Annotated in this window: 11 protein-coding genes; 6 read left to right on the top strand and 5 right to left on the bottom strand. The window is 69.8% G+C overall.

Annotation, left to right across the window (positions count from 1 at the left end):
• The 5 genes from EBL85_RS14060 to EBL85_RS14080 form a co-directional block, all read right to left on the bottom strand.
• The coding region (locus EBL85_RS14060) for a PEP-CTERM sorting domain-containing protein (RefSeq protein ID WP_123143240.1) at positions 1 to 866 on the bottom strand (866 nt) is incomplete at its 3' end.
• 224 nt (positions 867 to 1,090) lie between these two features.
• Positions 1,091 to 2,482, bottom strand: a complete 1,392-nt coding sequence (locus tag EBL85_RS14065; RefSeq protein WP_123143241.1) for a hypothetical protein — start codon at positions 2,480 to 2,482, stop codon at positions 1,091 to 1,093.
• Positions 2,479 to 3,336, bottom strand: coding sequence for an outer membrane lipoprotein-sorting protein (locus EBL85_RS14070; protein WP_123143242.1), 858 nt, complete (start codon positions 3,334 to 3,336; stop codon positions 2,479 to 2,481). The genes EBL85_RS14065 and EBL85_RS14070 overlap by 4 nt, the downstream gene beginning before the upstream one ends.
• 140 nt (positions 3,337 to 3,476) lie before the next feature.
• Positions 3,477 to 5,750 carry an RND family transporter gene (locus EBL85_RS14075; RefSeq protein WP_123143243.1) on the bottom strand — a complete coding sequence of 758 codons (2,274 nt, stop codon included), beginning with the start codon at positions 5,748 to 5,750 and terminating at the stop codon, positions 3,477 to 3,479.
• A 41-nt stretch (positions 5,751 to 5,791) separates the two neighbouring features.
• Positions 5,792 to 6,670 carry a ThiF family adenylyltransferase gene (locus EBL85_RS14080; protein ID WP_123141232.1) on the bottom strand — a complete coding sequence of 293 codons (879 nt, stop codon included), beginning with the start codon at positions 6,668 to 6,670 and terminating at the stop codon, positions 5,792 to 5,794.
• Positions 6,671 to 7,024: 354 nt separating this feature from the next.
• Here EBL85_RS14080 and prsT point away from each other — a divergent pair, with 354 nt between their 5' ends.
• The 6 genes from prsT to EBL85_RS14110 all read left to right on the top strand — a co-directional run.
• Positions 7,025 to 10,792 carry an XrtA/PEP-CTERM system TPR-repeat protein PrsT gene (gene prsT, locus EBL85_RS14085; RefSeq protein WP_190288096.1) on the top strand — a complete coding sequence of 1,256 codons (3,768 nt, stop codon included), beginning with the start codon at positions 7,025 to 7,027 and terminating at the stop codon, positions 10,790 to 10,792.
• A gap of 648 nt (positions 10,793 to 11,440) precedes the next feature.
• Positions 11,441 to 15,202: a methionine synthase gene (metH, locus tag EBL85_RS14090; RefSeq protein ID WP_123143245.1), complete on the top strand. Its 3,762-nt coding sequence runs from the start codon at positions 11,441 to 11,443 to the stop codon at positions 15,200 to 15,202.
• Entirely contained in the window at positions 15,195 to 15,770 is a 576-nt protein-coding gene (cobU, locus tag EBL85_RS14095) for a bifunctional adenosylcobinamide kinase/adenosylcobinamide-phosphate guanylyltransferase (RefSeq protein ID WP_123141229.1), read from the top strand. The genes metH and cobU overlap by 8 nt, the downstream gene beginning before the upstream one ends.
• Positions 15,771 to 15,798: 28 nt before the next feature.
• A complete protein-coding gene (locus tag EBL85_RS14100; protein WP_223806157.1) occupies positions 15,799 to 16,650 on the top strand; it encodes an ABC transporter substrate-binding protein in 852 nt (283 codons plus the stop codon).
• Positions 16,650 to 17,651: an iron ABC transporter permease gene (locus EBL85_RS14105; RefSeq protein ID WP_123143246.1), complete on the top strand. Its 1,002-nt coding sequence runs from the start codon at positions 16,650 to 16,652 to the stop codon at positions 17,649 to 17,651. The genes EBL85_RS14100 and EBL85_RS14105 overlap by 1 nt, the downstream gene beginning before the upstream one ends.
• A partial coding sequence (locus EBL85_RS14110; protein WP_148040555.1) for an ABC transporter ATP-binding protein occupies positions 17,648 to 18,056 on the top strand: 409 nt, incomplete at its 3' end. The genes EBL85_RS14105 and EBL85_RS14110, both read left to right, overlap by 4 nt.

An 18,056-nucleotide genomic window follows, 5' to 3' on the forward strand; every position in this document is an offset into this window, starting at 1 on the left:
CCGATGCCGAGCAGACCGGCGCCGAGCAGGCCGAGGGTGGCCGGCTCGGGGATGCTGCCGGTGACCGAGCCGTCGAGAGGTTGCTGGCGGACGGCGGCCGGACCGCTGGGGCCGGCGACGAGCAGCAGCTGGTCGGGCGTCGGGATCGGCGGATCGACGTTGGTGTCGAGTTCCAGCGTCGGGGTGCCGCCGGCGGCAAGCTTGTCGAAGGCATCGACGAAGACGCCGTTGTCGTCCTGGATGAACAGGAAGTTATCCACGACGAAGGTGATGTCGAAGTACAGGTACAGGTTGGCTGGGGAAAGCAGCGAACCGGTGAGTTCGCCGGTCAGCACCAGACGGTCATTGGTGTCGTCGTTGAGGTCGTTGAAATAGACGTCGAAGGTGCCGCTGGTATAGGTCGGACCGCCGGCGCCGAGGTCACCGTAGAAGGTGTACTCGACCTGCAGGTCCCAGGTCTGCAGGAAGCCTTCGTTGTCGGTCGCGAGCGGCGGTACCAGCGGGCTCAGGGCGTCGATGTCGCACTGGCCGAGCGGGCAGTTCGGCATGACCAGATCGACGGTGGAGACGCCGTCGAGCGCGGTCCCGGAGGTCGGGATGCCGTAGCTGGCGAGCGTGGTGGGGTCGTTGGTGTCGAAGAAGGACCCGGCCACCGAGCCGTCGGTGAAGTCGTAGATCGAGGTCGCGAGCAGCTGGCTGTAGCCGAACTCGCTGAAGGTCCCGGTCATGGTGTTCGCGTCCGGCGCGCCGATGAAGCGGGTGGCGTCGTAGCTGTTGTCCGGGAGATTGAGATACATCAGGCCGGCGCTGGCGACATTGGCGGTCAGTGCGGTCGCTGCGGCCAGCGAGATCGTCAAGGTCTTCATGGTTTCACTCCTGCGAGGTTGAGCTGTATGCGCGCTGTCGGGGCGTCGTCGGCAGCTTCCTTTGCCGGAGTCACGCGGCCCTCGCTGGAGTTGTATGCAGATGTTGGGCCAGGTTTTTTTGTTATTATTTTTCAATTACTTGAGAATTTTTCTTGGATTTATGCAGGCATGTGAGGGGCGGGTTGTAAAGTCTGCCGACACTCCTGTGCAGGGCGTTTCGTGGGTCAGTAACGCACCCGCCAGCCGGTGGCGATGAGGGTGTCGTCGGCATAGAAGTCGCCGAAGGTGCCGTCCTCGCCGTCGAAGTAGTGCGCCCCGAGATAGAACTCGTGGGGCTCGCGGGCGATATAGGCGATCTCGGGGTTGAGATAGAGGTCGTGGCGGTTGAGTCCGGCGGCGAAACGCAGCCGACCGCGCCAGCGACCCTGGCCCCACTCGCTCTCGAGCTGGCCGTTGAGGCTCAGGGTGTCGACCCAGTCGATCACCGGCGGCGCGTCGAGCAGGTGCCGCCCGGCCAGCTGCAGGTTGATGCGGGTGTCGGCGTCGCCCGGATAGAACTCGATGCCGGCCACCCAGTCGAGCCCGGCGACGGTGTCGAGACGCAGGTCGCGGGTGGTCACCGGGACATCGCTGAGCCAGGCGGCCTCGAGCCGCAGCGTGGCGCCGCCGACCACCACCCCGAGGTCTCCGCCGAGGATGGTGGTGTAGGGGTGACGCCCGAGGAAGGTCGGGCGCTCGCCGCCGGCGGCGAGCGCGCTGGCGACATCGGCGCCGTCGAGCAGCGCACGCCGCACCGCCGGGTCGAGTTCGTAGTAGGGCAGTGAGTGACGGGTGTGCTGCACGGTGAGTGCGTAGTCGAGACCGCTGAGGCTGTGGCTGAAACGCAGACCGGCGCCGGCGCCGCCGGGGCGATCGTCGCCCGTGCTGGCGCCGCGCACCAGGGCCGCGAGCAGTGGATCGGAGCGGATCCCCAGCAGCCGCCCCTGGTCACGGTCGACCGGGTACCAGACGCTGTCGTCGTCGGGCAGCTCGGCGGGACGGAATGCCGGGATCACCACCAGGTCGAGTTTGTGATCGGTGCCGAACTCCTCCCAGCGCAGCAGCGGCACGGCGCGGCGGCGGTCGTCGAGTTCGTCGATGGCAAAGCGGCTGATGTCCTGCACCGAGAGCCGGTCGGTCGGCGGGATCTCGTCGACCCGCCCCCAGAGCACGGTCTGGGCGCCGAGGGTGACGCGTCGCTGCGGGTTGCGGTAGCGCAGATAGCTCTCGTCGTAGTCGAGCGCGAGCGCGCGCAAGCGGTCGGCGCCGGACTGGGCGTCGCCATCGAGGCGTAGTGCCGCGCGCAGCTCCCAGGCCGGCGCCGGGCGCCACGCGGCGGCGACCACCCCGGTGAAGTGGGCGCTGGTGGCCGCGCGCGCCTCGCCCTCGGTGAGGGCGCCGAACTCGGTCCACAGTCGGTCGATGCCGAGTTCCAACGTGTGTCGCTCGATCGGCGCCGTCGGCTCGGGCAGCACCGCTGCCGGCGTCTCGGGCGTGCCGATGATCAGCACCTCCTGCGCCTGGATGGGGGCTGCGGCGAGCGCGAGCAGCAGCGGTGCGAGGGCGCGTGCGCTCATGGCCGGAACCTGGACTCGAATACCGGGTCCTCGAGCGCGCGGCGCGAGAACAGCACCGGGTCGAGTCCGCTGTCATAGCGGGTGAGGGTGCTGGTCATCCGCGTCTGGTGGCCGCTGTCGAGATCGGTCATGAGGCTGTCGGTCACCGTCCAGTAGCCCTGGATGCGCTCGAGTCGGCGGGCGGTGAAGCGCTTGAAGGGCTGGTTCTGGCCGGGACGGAAGAAGTCGATACGCAGCGCCACCAGCGCCTCGGGGTGGATCCAGCTCAGCCGCTTGCCGTAGACCGAGTTGCCCGGATCGACCGGGGTGCTCTCGAGCACCTCGGTGCGCACCCCCTCGTAGGTCTCCTGGCGCAGCCAGCGGTGTTCGTCGAGGGCGACGCGGCGATCGCGCAGGTCCTCGTAGAACAGGTCCGAGCCGACGAAGCGCCCGCCCTGGCGGGCGGCGGGGATGCGCCTGGGCTTGCCGAGCGCGGGCAGATAGACCCACTGGTCGCTCTCGCCGGCGGCATGGTCGATGGTCAGCAGCCCGGTGTCGGCGATGTCGCCCGGCGCGGTGAAGCGGATCAGGGTGGAGACCTCGCCGCCCCCCTGGTCGCGACGGTAGATGAACATCTCGCGGGTGCGCGGGGCGTGGCCGCGCTCCTGCAGCACCATGGTGCCGCGGGTGGTGAGGTCGCGCCCGTCGGGGCGGTCGTAGACCTGCTGGGCGAGGCGCTCCCCCTTGGGATCGGCGTGCACCGGGGTGAGCAGGGCGCAGGCGAGCAGCAGCGCGAGCGCCGTTGTCCAGTGATGCGTTCGTGGCGGCGTGAGCCGTCGTGACGTCCGCTGGGGGCGGGGCGATGGACTCGACATGGGCTTCCTCGCTTCAGGCTCGGTGGCGCGGCGGTCCGCAAGGCCCGGCGCGGCGCTTGGGGAGTTCAGTGGGGCGCGTTGGCGGTGCTCGCGCATCCGGTTCGCGCCCCACTGACATTGCGCCAAAGTCTGGTGCGATTTCACCGACCTGTCCAGTCCGCTCGCCCGCGCCGCGCGCGCGCTCGTCCGACGGCCATCAGCAACGCCGGGAAGAGCAGCAGATCGAAGATCAGCGCGGTGAGCAGGCCGACGGCGGTGAGCAGGCCGAACTCGCGCGTCGGCACGAACGCCGAGCTGCCGAGCAGCAGGAACTGGCCGCACAGGATCAGCGTGGTGGCGACCACCGCACGACCGCTGTGCTGATAGGCGCGGGCCAGCGCCCAGACCCGCGAGCCGTGGGCGGCGAGGTTGCGACGGTAGGCGTGGAAGAGATGGATGGTGTCGTCGATGGCGATGCCGGCGGTAACGCTGGCGATCATCGCGGTGGCCATATCGAGCCAGATCCCGAGCACCCCCATGGCGATGAAGATCAGCAGGATCGGCGCGATGTTCGGCACCATGCACAGTGCGGCGTCGCCGGGGCGGCGCCACATCGCCAGCATGAACAGCGAGATCAGCACCACGGCGGCGGCCAGTCCGCGGATCTGGCCGTCGATGAGCAGCCGCTCCTGATCGGCGAACAGCCTGCCGAACCCGGCCACCTGCACCTCCATGCCCTGGAGGTCGAGTTCCGCGAGCCGCGTCTCGACCCGCGCGATGAAGGCGTTGATCGCGCGCGCGCCACGGATGTCGAGATTGAGCGTCAGCCGGGTGCGCGCGAACTCGCGATCGACCAGCTCGTAGAGGTCGGTGCCGTCGTAGATGAAGAGATACTGGGCGATCAGCCGGGGATCGCGGGGCAGGGTGCGGTAGTCGGCCCGTTCGTCGTGGAAGCCCCAGTGCATCTCCTCGATCAGGTCGACCATCGACAGGGTATGGCCGACCTCGGGCTGGTCCTCGAGCCATCCCTGCACGGTGTCGATCAGCGCCAGGCGCTCGGGGCGCTTGAGCGCGTCGCGCGCGCCGGCGTCGAACACCAGCTCCAGGGTGGTGGTGCCGATCAGGCGCTCCTGGATGCGGGTGTTGGCCTGGGTGATGGGGTGCGCCGGGGTGAAGAAGCGCAGCATGTCGGTCTCGGTATGGATGCGCCAGATCTGCGGTACCCCCAACGCCAGTACCAGGGCGGTGACGGCGAGTACCCAACCGGCGTGACGCATGCCGAGATGGCGCAGCCGTCCGACCGCGTGGTCGAGCGGTCGCAGTGTCCGGCGGGTTTGCCACTCGCCACGGTCCCAGCGCGCGAAGATCGGCGGCACCAACCCGATCACGATCGCGCACTGTGCGAGCATCCCCGCTGCTGCGACCAGCCCGAAGGCGGCGATCGGCTGGATCGGGCTGAAACCGAGCGAGGCCAGCCCGGCGGCGGTGGTCAAGGCGGTGAACAGGGTGGGGCGGGCGACCCGGCGTCGCGCCCAGTCGATGCGCGCCTGCCCGGAGAGTCCGTGACGCGATGCCTGGGCCAGGGCGTTGAGCCAATGGATCAGCGAGGCGATGGTCAGCGCCGACATCAGCGGCGGCAGGAGGGCCGAGACCAGGGTGTAGGGCTTGCCGGCGAGCACCAGCAGGGCGACGGTGAGGTTGACCACCACCGCGATCACCAGGGCGCTGACCGCCACCGCCAGCACCCGCCTGAACATCAGCCAGATGATCAGCAGGCCGAACCCCATGGTTGCCGGTACGAAGATCAGGGTGTCGTGGATCATCGCGCGCAGCTGCGCGACGTCGAGCGCCACCTGTCCGGCGATGGCCGTCAGCCGTCCCTCCAGTCCGGCCGCGGCGATGGCCGCGCGGGTGTCCTGTTCGAGCGCGAGGCGCTGCAGGCTGTCGCTGAGTTCGAGCGGGCGCACGATCAGCGCCATGGCCCGGCCGTCGTCGGCGACCAGGTAGGAGGCGGCGAGGCGATCGTCGAGCACCCGTTGGCGGCGCTCGGCGGGGGTGAGTGCGGCGGCGATCTCGGCATCGAGCAGTGGCTCGACGACGAAGCCCTCGGCGGTGCCGCTGATGTGGTCGACACCGGCCACCGCCAGCACCCGCTCGACCCTGGGGTTGCGCTCGATGTCCTCGATCAGCCCGAAGAAGGGCTGGAGGAAGGCGTCGCTGAACAGGTCCTCGCCCTCGAACAGGGCGATCAGCACCTGATCCGGGGGGAAGTCCGCGCGCAGCGCCGACTCGAAGCGTACCGCCGGGGCGTCACCCGGGAAGTAGGCCTCGGGGGCGTTGTCGAGATGGAGTCTGGGTAACAGGGCGCCCGAGAGCGCGCCGAGCAACAGCAGCAGCGCGAGTGCGAGCGCCCCGGGGAGGCGTGGGACTGTCATGCCAGGGTCCTTGTCCTTGGTCGAGGGTGATTGTCCGGCGCTCAGCTCGTCTCGCGCATGCGCTTGAGCTGGTGTCTGGCGATTGCCAGACCGATGCGCTGCAGCGGGTTGCGATTGCCGCCGGGACGCCAGGTGACGCTGAGCTTGTTGCGATAGGCGTCGAAGTGCAATGCCCGCGGTGCGGCGATCACCCGGCCACGCCCGGTGAGCAGCTTGAGGACCTGGGTCGCGGCGATCCCGGCGCAGAGCTCGCAGGCCATCGGCGTCGAGGGGCCGAGGTGTTGGTCGAAGTCGACCGCCTCGGGTGCGACCAGATAGCTGCGCTGGAGCATCGCCGGCGACAGCCCGAGGAGGAAGCGGATCAGCTGCTCGTCCTCGCTCCTGCCCTCGAGCTGGAAGTAGTCCTCGAAGCCCATCCCGCCCGGCACGAACACCAGCACCGCAGCGCCCATGCCGAGCGGCGCGGCGGTGACCGCCGGGATCGATTTGCGCGCGCAGGCGGCGAATACCAGCCGGCGCGCCTCGACGGCGAAGTAGTCGAGCCCGTCGACATAGATGTCGACGTCCTCGAGAAAGGCGTCGACGTTGGCGGCCTTGATCCCGTCGGGGAAGGCCCGGATCTCCAGTTCAGGGTTGACGTCGCGCGCCATCTCCGAGACCACCTCGATCTTGGGGCGGTCGATCGAGCGCAGCGAGGCGCCGGCCTGACGATTGAAGTTGACCAGACCGAAGGTGTCGAAGTCGGAGATGCTGAAGGCGCCCAGCCCGAGCCGGGTGAGGGTCATCAGGTGACTGCCGCCGACGCCGCCGAGTCCGGCGATGGCTACGCGCCGCTGGCGCAGGTCCTGCTGTTCCTGTCGGGTCAGCCAGCCGATGTTGCGGCTGAACGCGGTCTCGAAGTCGAATCTGTGTAAGGGCATGACGATCTCGGATATGGTGACTCAGGGCGCGCGCAGTAGGTTACATGCACACGGTGTTGGCAATGCGCGGCGTCTGAGTTCATTCCCATCACCCGGGGTCGCCACGGTTCACCGCGTCGCCTGGCATCCGGGTGTTGCCGGAAGGCCGAAGCTGTGCGGCGATGGCCGTCGTCGTGGCCGTTGCTCAGCGGAGACGGGGGCGCGTTGAGTTTGCGTCCACGATCCGGCATGATCGCTCGGGCCTTGCGGGGTATCCATCGCGTGTTCTTGCGTCCGTCCGCGCACTCGGCAAGGACGGACGACGGGGCGGACGGCTGCTGTCCATCCATTGAATCGGTCGTTGAGGGGAGAACGATGACGAGCTTGACGGTGTTGCGCAAGTGGTGGCTGGTTGCCGTGGTTCTGGCCCCGTTGGGGAGCGGCTGCGAGGCCGGGCGCTCGACCGGCGATCCCGGCGAGCTGATGAGCGAAGGCCAGAGTGCGCTCGCCGAGGGTGAGTGGCGCGCCGCCGTCATCGCCTTCAAGAACCTGTTGCAGGCCGAGCCGCAGAACGCCGAGGCGCGGGTGTTGCTGGGGCGCGCCTTCCTGAGGCTGGGGGACGCGGTCGCCGCCGAGCAGGAGTTCGAGCGCGCGCAGCGCCTCGGTGCCGAGCCGTTGGCGCTGCAGCCCTGGCTGGCGCGGGCCTGGCTGATCCAGGGCGAGCTGGCGCGCCTCGATGCGCTTTCCGTCCCTGAGCAAGCCAGCGATGCGCTGCGTGCTGAAATCTTGGCCATCAAGTCGGAAGCCGCCTTGCGAGAGGGTGACGGCGAGCGCGCCGAGCGTGAGGCAGTGGCTGCGCTGCAAGCCGATGATACGTCGTTTCGTGCACAGTTGGCGATGGCCAAAGTCCATTTCAATTCCGCCAGGATGGCCGATGCCCGCGCCTTGGCCGAGCGGGCGGTCGCGGCCGACGATCAGGCGGTTGTCGGCGGCGCATGGGCGCTGCTGGCCGATATCGCGCGGACTGAAGACGACCTTGCCGGCGCCGAGGCGGCTTATGGCAAGGCGATGAAGTCGCCCACCGAGCAGGTCAGGGCGCAACTCGGCCGGACCTATGTGCGCATCCAGGCCGGCAAGTTCGACGAGGCGCAGCAGGATATCGATCGCCTGCGCCGGGTGATCAAGGACAGCGTCCTGGTCGACTATGCCCAGGGCATGCTGCACTACAGCCGGCAGGACTTTTCCGCGGCGATCGAGTCGCTCGATGCCGCCCTCGGTGACAGCCCCGAATTCGGCCCCGCGCTCTATCTCGCCGGCGCCACCCGACTCGCCCTGGGCGAGCCCGAGCTGGCGCTGATCCATCTCCAGCGCGCCGTCTCCGAACGTCCCGATGACCTTGCCGCACGCCGCCTGCTGGCGACTGCGCTGCTCCAGGCCGGCGATGTCGCCGAGGCCGAGGGGCAGGCGCGGCGCATCCTCGAACAGGCCCCCGACGATCTGCCCACCATGGATCTGCTGGCCTCGGCGCTGATGCGTCAGGGCAAGCGCGACGAGGGCATCGGCTATCTGCGCCGGGTCAAGGCCGAGATTCCCGAGTCGGCGACCGTCAGCGCACGCCTCGGTGCGGCGCTGCTCGATCAGGGCGATGCCGAGGAGGGCGTGCGCGCGCTGCAGGACGCACTCGAACAGGCGCCGGACTTCGAGGGCGCGAGCGAGCAACTGATCATCGGGCAGCTGCGCAGCGGCGACCTCGACAGTGCACTCGAGGCCGCGCGCGCCTATCGTGACCGGGCACCCGATTCGGTGCGTGCGCTGGCGCTGCTCGGTGCGGTGCATCTGCGCCGCCAGGAGCCCGAGGCCGCTGCCGAGGTGTTCAACGCCGCGTTGGAGCGCGATCCCGGCAGTCTCGCCGCGCTCAGCGGATTGGCGGTGATCCGTCTCGGCAGCGGTGACATGGATGGTGCGCGCGCCGAACTCGAACGCGGGCTCGAGCATCACCCCGGCAGCGTGCCGTTGCTGATCGCGTTGGCCAGGATCGCCGTCTCGCAGGACGACCTGAGCGGCGCCGACGATTATCTGCGCCGCGCCCGCGCGGCCGATCCCGAGGCACTCGAGCCGCAGCTCTATCGCGCCGCCTATCAGCTGCGCACCGATGCCCCCGAGCAGGCGCTGCGTACCGCCACCGAGGCGTTGGATGCCTTCCCGGACAATGCCCTGCTGCTCGGCCTGGTGGCCGATGCCGAGCTGGCGTTGCAGCGCTATGGCGATGCTGCCTCGACGCTCGCACGACTCGCCCGCCTGACCCCGCAGGATCCCAGGGTGCTGGTCTCGCTGGCCTCGGCGCGTCTCGGTCTCGGTGATCTCGAGGCCGCCGGCGAGGCGCTGGAGCGGGCGCAGCGGATCGACGAGGGCTTCGTCCCCGCGCTGCGTGGGTTGGCGCGGCTGGCGCTCGCCGAGCGTGATCAGGAGACGGCCCAGCGCTGGCTGCGGGTCCTGGCGTCGCGTCTCGGCGACGATCACCCCGAGGTGCTGCTGATCGCCGGCCGGTTGGCGCAGCTGCAAGGCAATCGCGCCGCTGCGGCGGCGGCCTTCGAGCGCCTGCTCGAGAGTGCCGATGTTGCGCCCGTGCCGGGCGGTGCGCTGTGGGGGGCCGCAGAGCAGCTGGTGCTCGGTCAGCTGCGCGCCGGCGACCCCGACGCTGCGCTGGAAGCGGCCGAAGCGCTGCGCGCGCGTCGCCCCGAGGCGGCGCGAGGTCATGTGCTGGTCGGTCAGGTGCTGCGACGCATGGAGCGTGACGACGAGGCGAGGACCGCTTGGCGGCGCGCGCTCGAACTCGATCCGGCCAATGTCGCGGCGAGCAGCGGCCTGGCCGAGCTGGCGCTCGAGGCCGGTGATCCGGCTGCGGCGCAGAGGCTCTACGAGGCCGCGCACCAGGCCCACCCCGAGGCGATCGCGCCGCTGGTCGGGCTGGCGCAGGTGGCGCTGCAGCGTGACGATCGCGTGGCCACCGAGGCCTATCTCGAGGCCGCAGTGGCGCTCAATCAGAGCGCGCTGCAGCCGCGGCTCTATCTCGCCGCCTTCCATCTGCGCGCCGGTGATCCGGCCCGCGTGCTCGCGGTGCTCGAACCGGTGCGCGCGGATCACCCCGAGGACCTCAACCTGCTCGCACTGAGCGGCGAGGCCGAGCTTGCGCTCAAGCGCTATCAGGCCGCGCGCGACACCCTGCTGCGTCTCACCGAGCTGGTGCCGACGGCCAAGTCCTTCGTCGCGCTCGCCTTCGCCGAGGCCGGGCTGGAGCGCCCGCAACGGATGGCGCGGGCGTTCGAGTCGGCGCTCGCGCTCGACCCCGAGTCGGTGCCGGCGCTCAGTGGTCTGGCGCAGTACGCGATCGTCCAGGGCGAGGTCGACGAGGCCGTCGCGCGCATCGCCGCATTGCGTGAGGTCGTCGGTGCCGAGCACCCCGATGTGCTCGCCCTCGAGGGTCGTCTGGCGCTGCGTCAGGGCGAGGTCGAGGAGGCCCAGTCGCGCTTTCGTGCGCTGCTCGAGGAGGCGCCCTCGGGGCTCAATCTGCGACGCCTGACCCAGGCGCAGCTGGCCGCAGGCGAGCCCGAGACCGCCGCAGCCGAGATGACCCAATGGCTCGACGGCAACCCGGAGGATATCGAGACCCGCTTCGCGCTCGCCCAGCTCTATCTCGATCAGCTCGACCAGCCCGATGCGGCGACCGAGCAGTTCGAGCAGGTGCTCGAGACCCAGCCCGAGAACCTGATCGCGCTCAACAATCTCGCCTGGCTGCTGCGTGAGCGCGATCCGGCGCGTGCGATCGATCTCGCCCGGCGCGCCCACGGTCTCGCCCCGTCCGTGCCCAGCATCACCGATACCCTGGCGATGGTGCTGCTCGGCGCCGGTGAGATCGAGGAGGCAGGCGCCCTGATCGACCAGGCGCTCGCCGTCGCGCCGGGCAATGTCACCATGCAGTTCCACAAGGCGCGCATCCTCCACGCCGCTGGCGAGGACGCCAAGGCACGGGTGTTGCTCCAGTCGCTGCTGCGAGGGACCGAGGACTTCGCCGAGCGCGGGCAGGCCGAGGCGTTGTTGCGCCAGCTCGATGGCAGAGTAGATCAGCGCCAGGATGAAGGTTGATCGACAGTGTGCCGATGATGCGCGGCCGGAACACACGCAGGTCTCGATATTGACCGCGCGCTATCGGCCTGTCCCGATGCTGTCCGAACAGCCAAGCGGTGGGTTATTGGAGTCTGCGATGATTGCGTCCAGTCGGCCCCCTTCGGTTGCGGCGAGATGGGGAAATCCTTCATCGATGCACATCATCTGACGCTGCTCGCCGAAGGCGACGCAGATGTGTTCGACAACGTGCGGGCACGCCATCCCAACGGTCACCGTCAACCGTACGGCGGGTGAGCAGGGGCGGGTCTTTTCGGCTGGAGTGACTCCAACGCGGGGCGATGACGGCGCTTGGCCCTTGGATGCGGAACTCGATCCCGTTTTCTGTTATCGTCCGAAACTTGTCTACGAGTGTCCCGGACCCCCAGGGTCTTCACTGACTAGCCCGGTGCCGAACACCTCGCGTGCGGCGCGCCGGTCTCCTCTCGACGGTCTCCGCGCCGAATGGGCCTTCATCCCGGATGCGGATGGAGCGGTCCGCAGGTCCGGGATGGACAGCCACAGAGCGGACGTCTGCGCGGCGTCGTGTACGGGTTCGGTGCGTCTGCCGTGAGCGCCGGGACACGCGACGATCCGGCGCGCGTTGCCACTGAACATCCGCGAGCACCCATGACTGACTCCAATGCCCTCATCCGTGAGCGTCTCGAACGCTCGATCCTGATCCTCGATGGCGCCATGGGCACCATGATCCAGCGTCATGGTCTGACCGAGGCCGACTATCGTGGCGAGCGCTTCGCCGACTGGTCCTGCGACCTCAAGGGTAACAACGACCTGCTGGTGCTCACCCAGCCCGAGATCATCGTCGGCATCCATCGCGACTATCTCGAGGCCGGCGCCGACATCATCGAGACCAACACCTTCAACGCCACCTCGGTGGCGATGGCCGACTACGGCATGGAGGCGCTCGCCCGCGAGATCAATGTGGAGGCGGCGCGACTGGCCCGCGTCGCCGCCGATGCCTGTTCGACCCCGGAGCGTCCGCGCTTCGTCGCCGGCGTGCTCGGCCCGACCAACCGCACCGCCTCGATCTCGCCCGACGTCAACGATCCGGGCAAGCGCAACATCGACTTCGACACCCTGGTGGCGGCCTATGCCGAGTCCACCCGCGGGTTGATCGAGGGCGGCGCCGACCTGATCCTGATCGAGACCATCTTCGACACCCTCAACGCCAAGGCCGCGGTGTTCGCCGTGCGTCAGGTGTTCGACGAGGACGGGGTGGAGCGCCCGATCATGCTCTCGGGCACCATCACCGACCAGTCCGGGCGCACCCTCACCGGCCAGACCACCGAGGCCTTCTACAACTCGCTGCGTCACGCCGAGCCGCTCTCGATCGGGCTCAACTGCGCGCTCGGTCCGAGCGAGCTGCGTCCCTATGTCGAGGAGCTGTCGCGCATCGCCGACTGCCACGTCTCGGCCCATCCCAACGCCGGGCTGCCCAACGAACTCGGCGGCTACGACCTCGACCCCGAGACCATGGCCGGGCAGGTCGTGGAGTGGGCGCGCAGCGGCTTTCTCAACATCGTCGGCGGCTGCTGCGGCACCACCCCGGATCACATCCGCGCGATCGCCGCGGCGGTCGCCGAGGTCTCGCCGCGACAGTGTCCCGAGATCGCCCCGGCCTGTCGGCTCTCCGGGCTCGAACCGCTCAACATCGGCGCCGAGGGGCTGTTCGTCAACGTCGGCGAGCGCACCAACGTCACCGGCTCGGCGCGCTTTCGCCGGCTGATCAAGGAAGAGGACTACGACACCGCGCTCAGCGTCGCGCTCGAGCAGGTCGAGAACGGCGCTCAGGTGATCGACGTCAACATGGACGAGGGGCTGCTCGATGCGGTTGCGGCGATGCGTCGCTTCCTCAACCTCGTCGCCGCCGAGCCCGAGATCGCCCGGGTGCCGGTGATGGTCGACTCCTCCAAGTGGGAGGTGATCGAGACCGGGCTGAAGTGCGTCCAGGGCAAGCCGATCGTCAACTCGATCTCGCTCAAGGAAGGCGAGGAGAAGTTCCTCCACCAGGCGCGGCTGTGTCGACGCTACGGTGCGGCGGTGGTGGTGATGGCCTTCGACGAGGTCGGCCAGGCCGATACCCGTGCGCGCAAGGTCGAGATCTGTACCCGCGCCTATCGGCTGCTCACCGAGCGGGTCGGCTTCCCGCCCGAGGACATCATCTTCGACCCCAACATCTTTGCCGTCGCCACCGGCATCGAGGAACACGACAACTACGCCGTCGACTTCATCGAGGCGGTGGCCGAGATCAAGCGCACCCTGCCGCACGCCAAGATCTCCGGGGGCGTGTCCAACGTCTCCTTCTCCTTCCGCGGCAACAACCCGGTGCGCGAGGCGATCCACGCCGTCTTCCTCTATCACGCCATCCGCGCCGGCATGGACATGGGCATCGTCAACGCCGGTCAGCTCGCCATCTACGACGACCTGCCCGAGGCGCTGCGCGAGGCGGTCGAAGACGTCATCCTCAACCGTCGCGCCGACGGCACCGAGCGGCTGCTCGACATCGCCCCCGAGTATCAGGCCGGCGGCGGTGGCGGCGAGTCGCGCCAGCAGGATCAGGAGTGGCGTAGCTGGCCGGTGGAGAAGCGCCTGGAGCATGCCCTGGTCAAGGGCATCACCGAGTACATCGACGAGGACACCGAGGCGGCGCGTCAGGCCCTGGGGCGTCCGCTGCACGTCATCGAGGGACCGCTGATGGCGGGCATGAACCATGTCGGCGACCTGTTCGGTGCCGGCAAGATGTTCCTGCCGCAGGTGGTCAAGTCGGCGCGGGTGATGAAGAAGGCGGTGGCCTATCTGTTCCCCTTCCTCGAGGCCGAGCGCGCCGCCTCCGGCGCCGAGGAGCAGCACAACGGTCGCATCCTGATGGCCACCGTCAAGGGCGACGTGCACGACATCGGCAAGAACATCGTCGGCGTGGTGCTGCAGTGCAACAATTACGAGGTGATCGACATCGGCGTCATGGTCCCGGCCGAGACCATCCTCCAGCGCGCCCGCGAGGAGCGGGTCGACATCATCGGGCTGTCCGGGCTGATCACCCCCTCGCTCGACGAGATGGTGCACGTGGCCAAGGAACTGGAGCGTCAGGGCATGAACATGCCGCTGCTGATCGGCGGCGCGACCACCTCCAAGCTCCATACCGCGATCAAGATCGCGCCCCAGCGCGAGGCCCCGGTGATCTATGTCCCCGATGCCTCGCGCGCGGTCGGTGTCGCCTCCAACCTGCTCAGCGAGGGGCAGCGCGCCGGCTATATCGCCGGCATCCGCGAGGAATACGCCAAGGTGCGCGCCGATCGCGAGGGCAAGCGCACGGCGCGCAAGGCGATGCCGATCGATGCGGCGCGCGCCAACCGGGCGGGATTCGACTGGGCGGCCTACCAGCCGCCGCGCCCGGCGCTGCTCGATCCCGCGTTCACCGCCCCCGAGGGGCTCGACCTGCGTCTGGAGCGCGTCGGCGACGGGGTGATCGCGGTGATCGAGGACTATCCGCTCGACGACCTGGTCGGCTGCATCGACTGGACGCCCTTCTTCAAGGCCTGGGAGCTGGCCGGCAAGTTCCCGGCGATCCTCGAGGACGAGATCGTCGGCAAGGAGGCGAGCGAGCTCTATGCCGAGGCGCTGCCCTTCCTCGATCAACTGGTGCGCGAGCGTTGGTTGCGCGCGCGCTGCGTGTTCGGCTTCTTCCCCGCCAACGCCTGGGGCGAGGACGACATCGCGCTCTACGCCGACGAGGCGCGCGCCGAGCCGCAGGTGGTGCTCCATCATCTGCGCCAGCAGATGTTGCGCGCCCAGGACGGCACCCAGCCGAATCTCTGTCTGAGCGACTATCTGGCCCCGCACGACTCGGGCCGGGCCGACTATCTCGGCGCCTTCGCGGTCTCCACCGGGCACGGCATCGATGCGCATCTCGAACGCTTCGAGGCCGATCACGACGACTACAGCGCGATCATGCTCAAGGCGCTCGCCGACCGCCTCGCCGAGGCCTTCGCCGAGCGGCTGCACCAGTTGGTGCGCACCCGCTTCTGGGGCTATGCCGCCGACGAGGCCCTCGACAACGATGCGCTGATCGCCGAGCACTATCGCGGTATCCGCCCGGCGCCGGGCTATGCCGCCTGCCCCGATCACACCGAGAAGGGCACCCTGTGGCAGCTGCTCGAACCCGAGCGGCGCATCGATCTCAGCCTCACCGAGAACTATGCGATGTGGCCGACGGCGGCGGTCTCGGGGTGGTACTTCTCGCACCCCGAGTCGCGCTATTTCGGCATCGGCCGGGTGCAGAAGGATCAGGTCGAGGACTATGCCGTGCGCAAGGGCATGACGCTCGCGGAGGCCGAGCGTTGGCTCTCGCCGGTGCTGGGCTACGATGCCTGAGATGCGTCCCGATCATCGCATCGAGCCGCGTACCGGCGCCATCCTGGTGACCGGTCCGGCGCGCAGCGGCAAGAGCGAGTGGGCCGAGCGTCTGGCGCGTGACTCCGGGTTGACGGTGGTCTATGTCGCCACCGCCGCGCTCGACCCCGAGGACGCCGAGTGGTGCGCGCGCATCGAGGCGCACCGCGTGCGCCGCCCGCCCGAGTGGCTGACCTGCGAGGCGCCGACCGCGCTGGTCGCGGCGCTGGCCGAGCACGACCGCACCGGTCACTGTCTGCTGGTCGACTCGCTCGGCACCTGGGTGGCCAACTGGCTGGAGGCCGCCGAGGCCGAATGGGCGATCGAGGTCGAGCGTCTGCTCGAGCAGCTCGGGCGTACCCGCGCGCCGGTGATCCTGGTCGCCGAGGAGACCGGCTGGGGCGTGATCCCGGCGCACCCGCAGGGTCGGCTGTTTCGCGATCGGCTCGGCGCCCTGACCCGACGGCTGGGGCCGCGCTGCGCGGCGAGCTATCTGGTCAGCGCCGGACATGCGATCGATCTCTCCCGACTCGGTATCCCCATCGACTGATCCGCCGATGTCCAGGTTCGCTTCTCGCATGCGCCACATCTGGGTCTGGTGCCTGCCGCTGGTCGTGCTGTGCTGGCACCCGCCGTTGGCCGCCGCGCCCGCGCCGAGCGTGGCCAGCACCAATCTCTGCGCCGACCTGCTGTTGCTGGCCGTCGCCGATCCCCGACAGATCCGCTCGGTCTCGGTACAGAGCCAGCGGCCCGGCTCGCCGCGCGCGGCGCTCGCCGAGCGTTATCCCGGGAATCGGGGGCGCGTCGAGGAGTTGCTCCATCTCAAGCCCGACATCGCCCTGGTCTACAGCGGCTGGGGCGGGCGGCGCCACGCCGGACTGCTCGCCGAGCGCGGGGTGCGGTTGATCGAGTTGCCCTATCCGCATGACTGGGACGACAGCCTGGAGACGGCGCGCGCGGTCGCCGCCACGATCGGGCGTGCCGAGGCCGGGGCCGCGCTGGCCGCCGAGGCGCGCCGCCGGATGCGCGCGCTCGCCGGGCGGCTTGCCGGTCGGCGTGCGCTCTATCTGCGCCCGAGCGGCGGCAGTGCCGGGGCCGGGACCTATGTCGACGGACTGATGCGCCATCTCGGGCTGGTCAACCTCGCCGCCGAGGCAGGCCATCGCGGCTGGGGCCGCTTCCCGCTGGAGCGGCTGGTGAGCGATCCGCCGGATCTCTTCCTGCTCGGCTATTTCGATCGCCGCCAGCCGCCGAGCGCCTCGACCTACGCCCGTCACCCGCTGTTTCGCGACCAGCTCGCGCGCATCCCCGCGGTGCGGGTGCCGGGCGATGCCTGGGGCTGCGGCGGGCTGGAGCTGGTCGCGGCGGCCGAGGCCATCGTCGCCGCGGTCGAGGCGCTGCCGCCGTCGAGCGTCGGGGGAGGGCGGTGATGCGCCGGTTGTTCGCGCCCTGGTCGCTGAACCTCGCGCTGCTCGTGGCGCTCGCGCTCGCCAGCCTGCTCTCGCTCGGTCTCGGTGCCGCGCCGCTCACGCCGGGCGAGGTGCTCGCCGGGTTGCTCGGTACCGGCAGCACCGAGCAACGGCTGATCGTGCAGCAGATCCGGCTGCCGCGGGTGGTGCTGGCCTGGCTGGTCGGCGCCGCGTTGGGGGCCAGCGGTGCCGCGTTGCAAGGGTTGCTGCGCAATCCCCTGGCCGAACCCGGGCTGCTGGGGATCTCGGCGAGCGCCGGACTCGGCGCCGTGCTCACCCTGCATTTCGGTCTCACCGCCATCAGCCTGTGGCTGTTGCCGGGGGCGGCGATGCTGTTCGCGCTGCTCGCCACCCTGGCGCTCTATCTGCTCACCCGGCGCGGCGCCAGCAACCTGACGCTGATCCTCGCCGGGGTGGCGCTCTCGGCGCTCGCCGGGGCGCTGACCTCGCTGGCGCTCAACCTCGCGCCCAATCCGGCGAGCGTGCAGGACATCGTGCTCTGGCTGCTCGGCTCGATCAGCGATCGCAGCTTCGACGACGTGCTGCTGGCACTGCCCTTCGTGGTGCTGGGGCTCATGCTGCTGCTAGCCACCGCGCCGGCGCTGGAGGTGCTCGCACTCGGCGAGGCCGAGGCGGCGAGCCTGGGGGTCGATCTGGCGCGGCTGCGCGGGCTGATCGTGCTCGGCGCGGCGCTGGCGGTGGGCTCGACCGTGGCGGTGAGCGGCACCATCGGTTTCGTCGGTCTGGTGGTGCCGCATCTGCTGCGTCGGCTGGTACACCACCGTCCCGGCGCCTTGCTGGTGCCGAGCGCACTCGGCGGCGCGCTGCTGGTGCTGGTCGCCGACATCGCGCTGCGTCTGCTCGACACCCCGCGCGAGCTGATGCTCGGGGTGGTCACCGCGCTGGTCGGCGCGCCCTTCTTCCTGGCGCTGGTGCTGCGCTCGCGCGGGGCGCCGGGATGACCCTGCTGACGGTCGATGGGCTGGAGGTCCGGATCGGCGCGCGGACGCTGTTGCGCGAGGTCGCGCTCGCCCTCGAGGCCGGCGAGCTGCTCGGGGTGGTCGGTCCCAACGGTTCGGGCAAGAGCACCCTGGTCAAGGCGATCGCCCAACTGCTGCCCCATCGCGGCGAGGTGCGGCTCGCCGGCGAGCCGCTGGCGCGGCTGCCGGCGCGCCAGCGGGCGCGGCGTCTGGCCTATCTCGGTCAGGACGACGGCGTGCGCTGGCCGATCTCGGTGGCCGATCTGGTCGCGCTCGGGCGCCATCCCTGGCAGTCCGGCGGCTGGGGCGGCGCCTCGGCGGCGCGCGCCGCGCGCGATCGCGAGGCCGTCGAGCGCGCGCTCGTCGCCGCCGAGGTCGAGGCGAGAT

Origin of the sequence: Marichromatium sp. AB32 (assembly GCF_003718675.1) — a bacterium.
Taxonomy (GTDB): domain Bacteria; phylum Pseudomonadota; class Gammaproteobacteria; order Chromatiales; family Chromatiaceae; genus Marichromatium; species Marichromatium gracile.

Bases quoted from the DNA above. Each gene is read 5' to 3' on its own strand.
- EBL85_RS14075 (WP_123143243.1), bottom strand. From the start codon at position 5,750: ATGACAGTCCCACGCCTCCCCGGGGCGCTCGCACTCGCGCTGCTGCTG.
- EBL85_RS14065 (WP_123143241.1), bottom strand. From the start codon at position 2,482: ATGAGCGCACGCGCCCTCGCACCGCTGCTGCTCGCGCTCGCCGCAGCC.
- EBL85_RS14080 (WP_123141232.1), bottom strand. From the start codon at position 6,670: ATGCCCTTACACAGATTCGACTTCGAGACCGCGTTCAGCCGCAACATC.
- EBL85_RS14100 (WP_223806157.1), top strand. From the start codon at position 15,799: ATGCGCCACATCTGGGTCTGGTGCCTGCCGCTGGTCGTGCTGTGCTGG.
- EBL85_RS14070 (WP_123143242.1), bottom strand. From the start codon at position 3,336: ATGTCGAGTCCATCGCCCCGCCCCCAGCGGACGTCACGACGGCTCACG.
- prsT (WP_190288096.1), top strand. From the start codon at position 7,025: ATGACGAGCTTGACGGTGTTGCGCAAGTGGTGGCTGGTTGCCGTGGTT.
- cobU (WP_123141229.1), top strand. From the start codon at position 15,195: ATGCCTGAGATGCGTCCCGATCATCGCATCGAGCCGCGTACCGGCGCC.
- EBL85_RS14105 (WP_123143246.1), top strand. From the start codon at position 16,650: ATGCGCCGGTTGTTCGCGCCCTGGTCGCTGAACCTCGCGCTGCTCGTG.
- metH (WP_123143245.1), top strand. From the start codon at position 11,441: ATGACTGACTCCAATGCCCTCATCCGTGAGCGTCTCGAACGCTCGATC.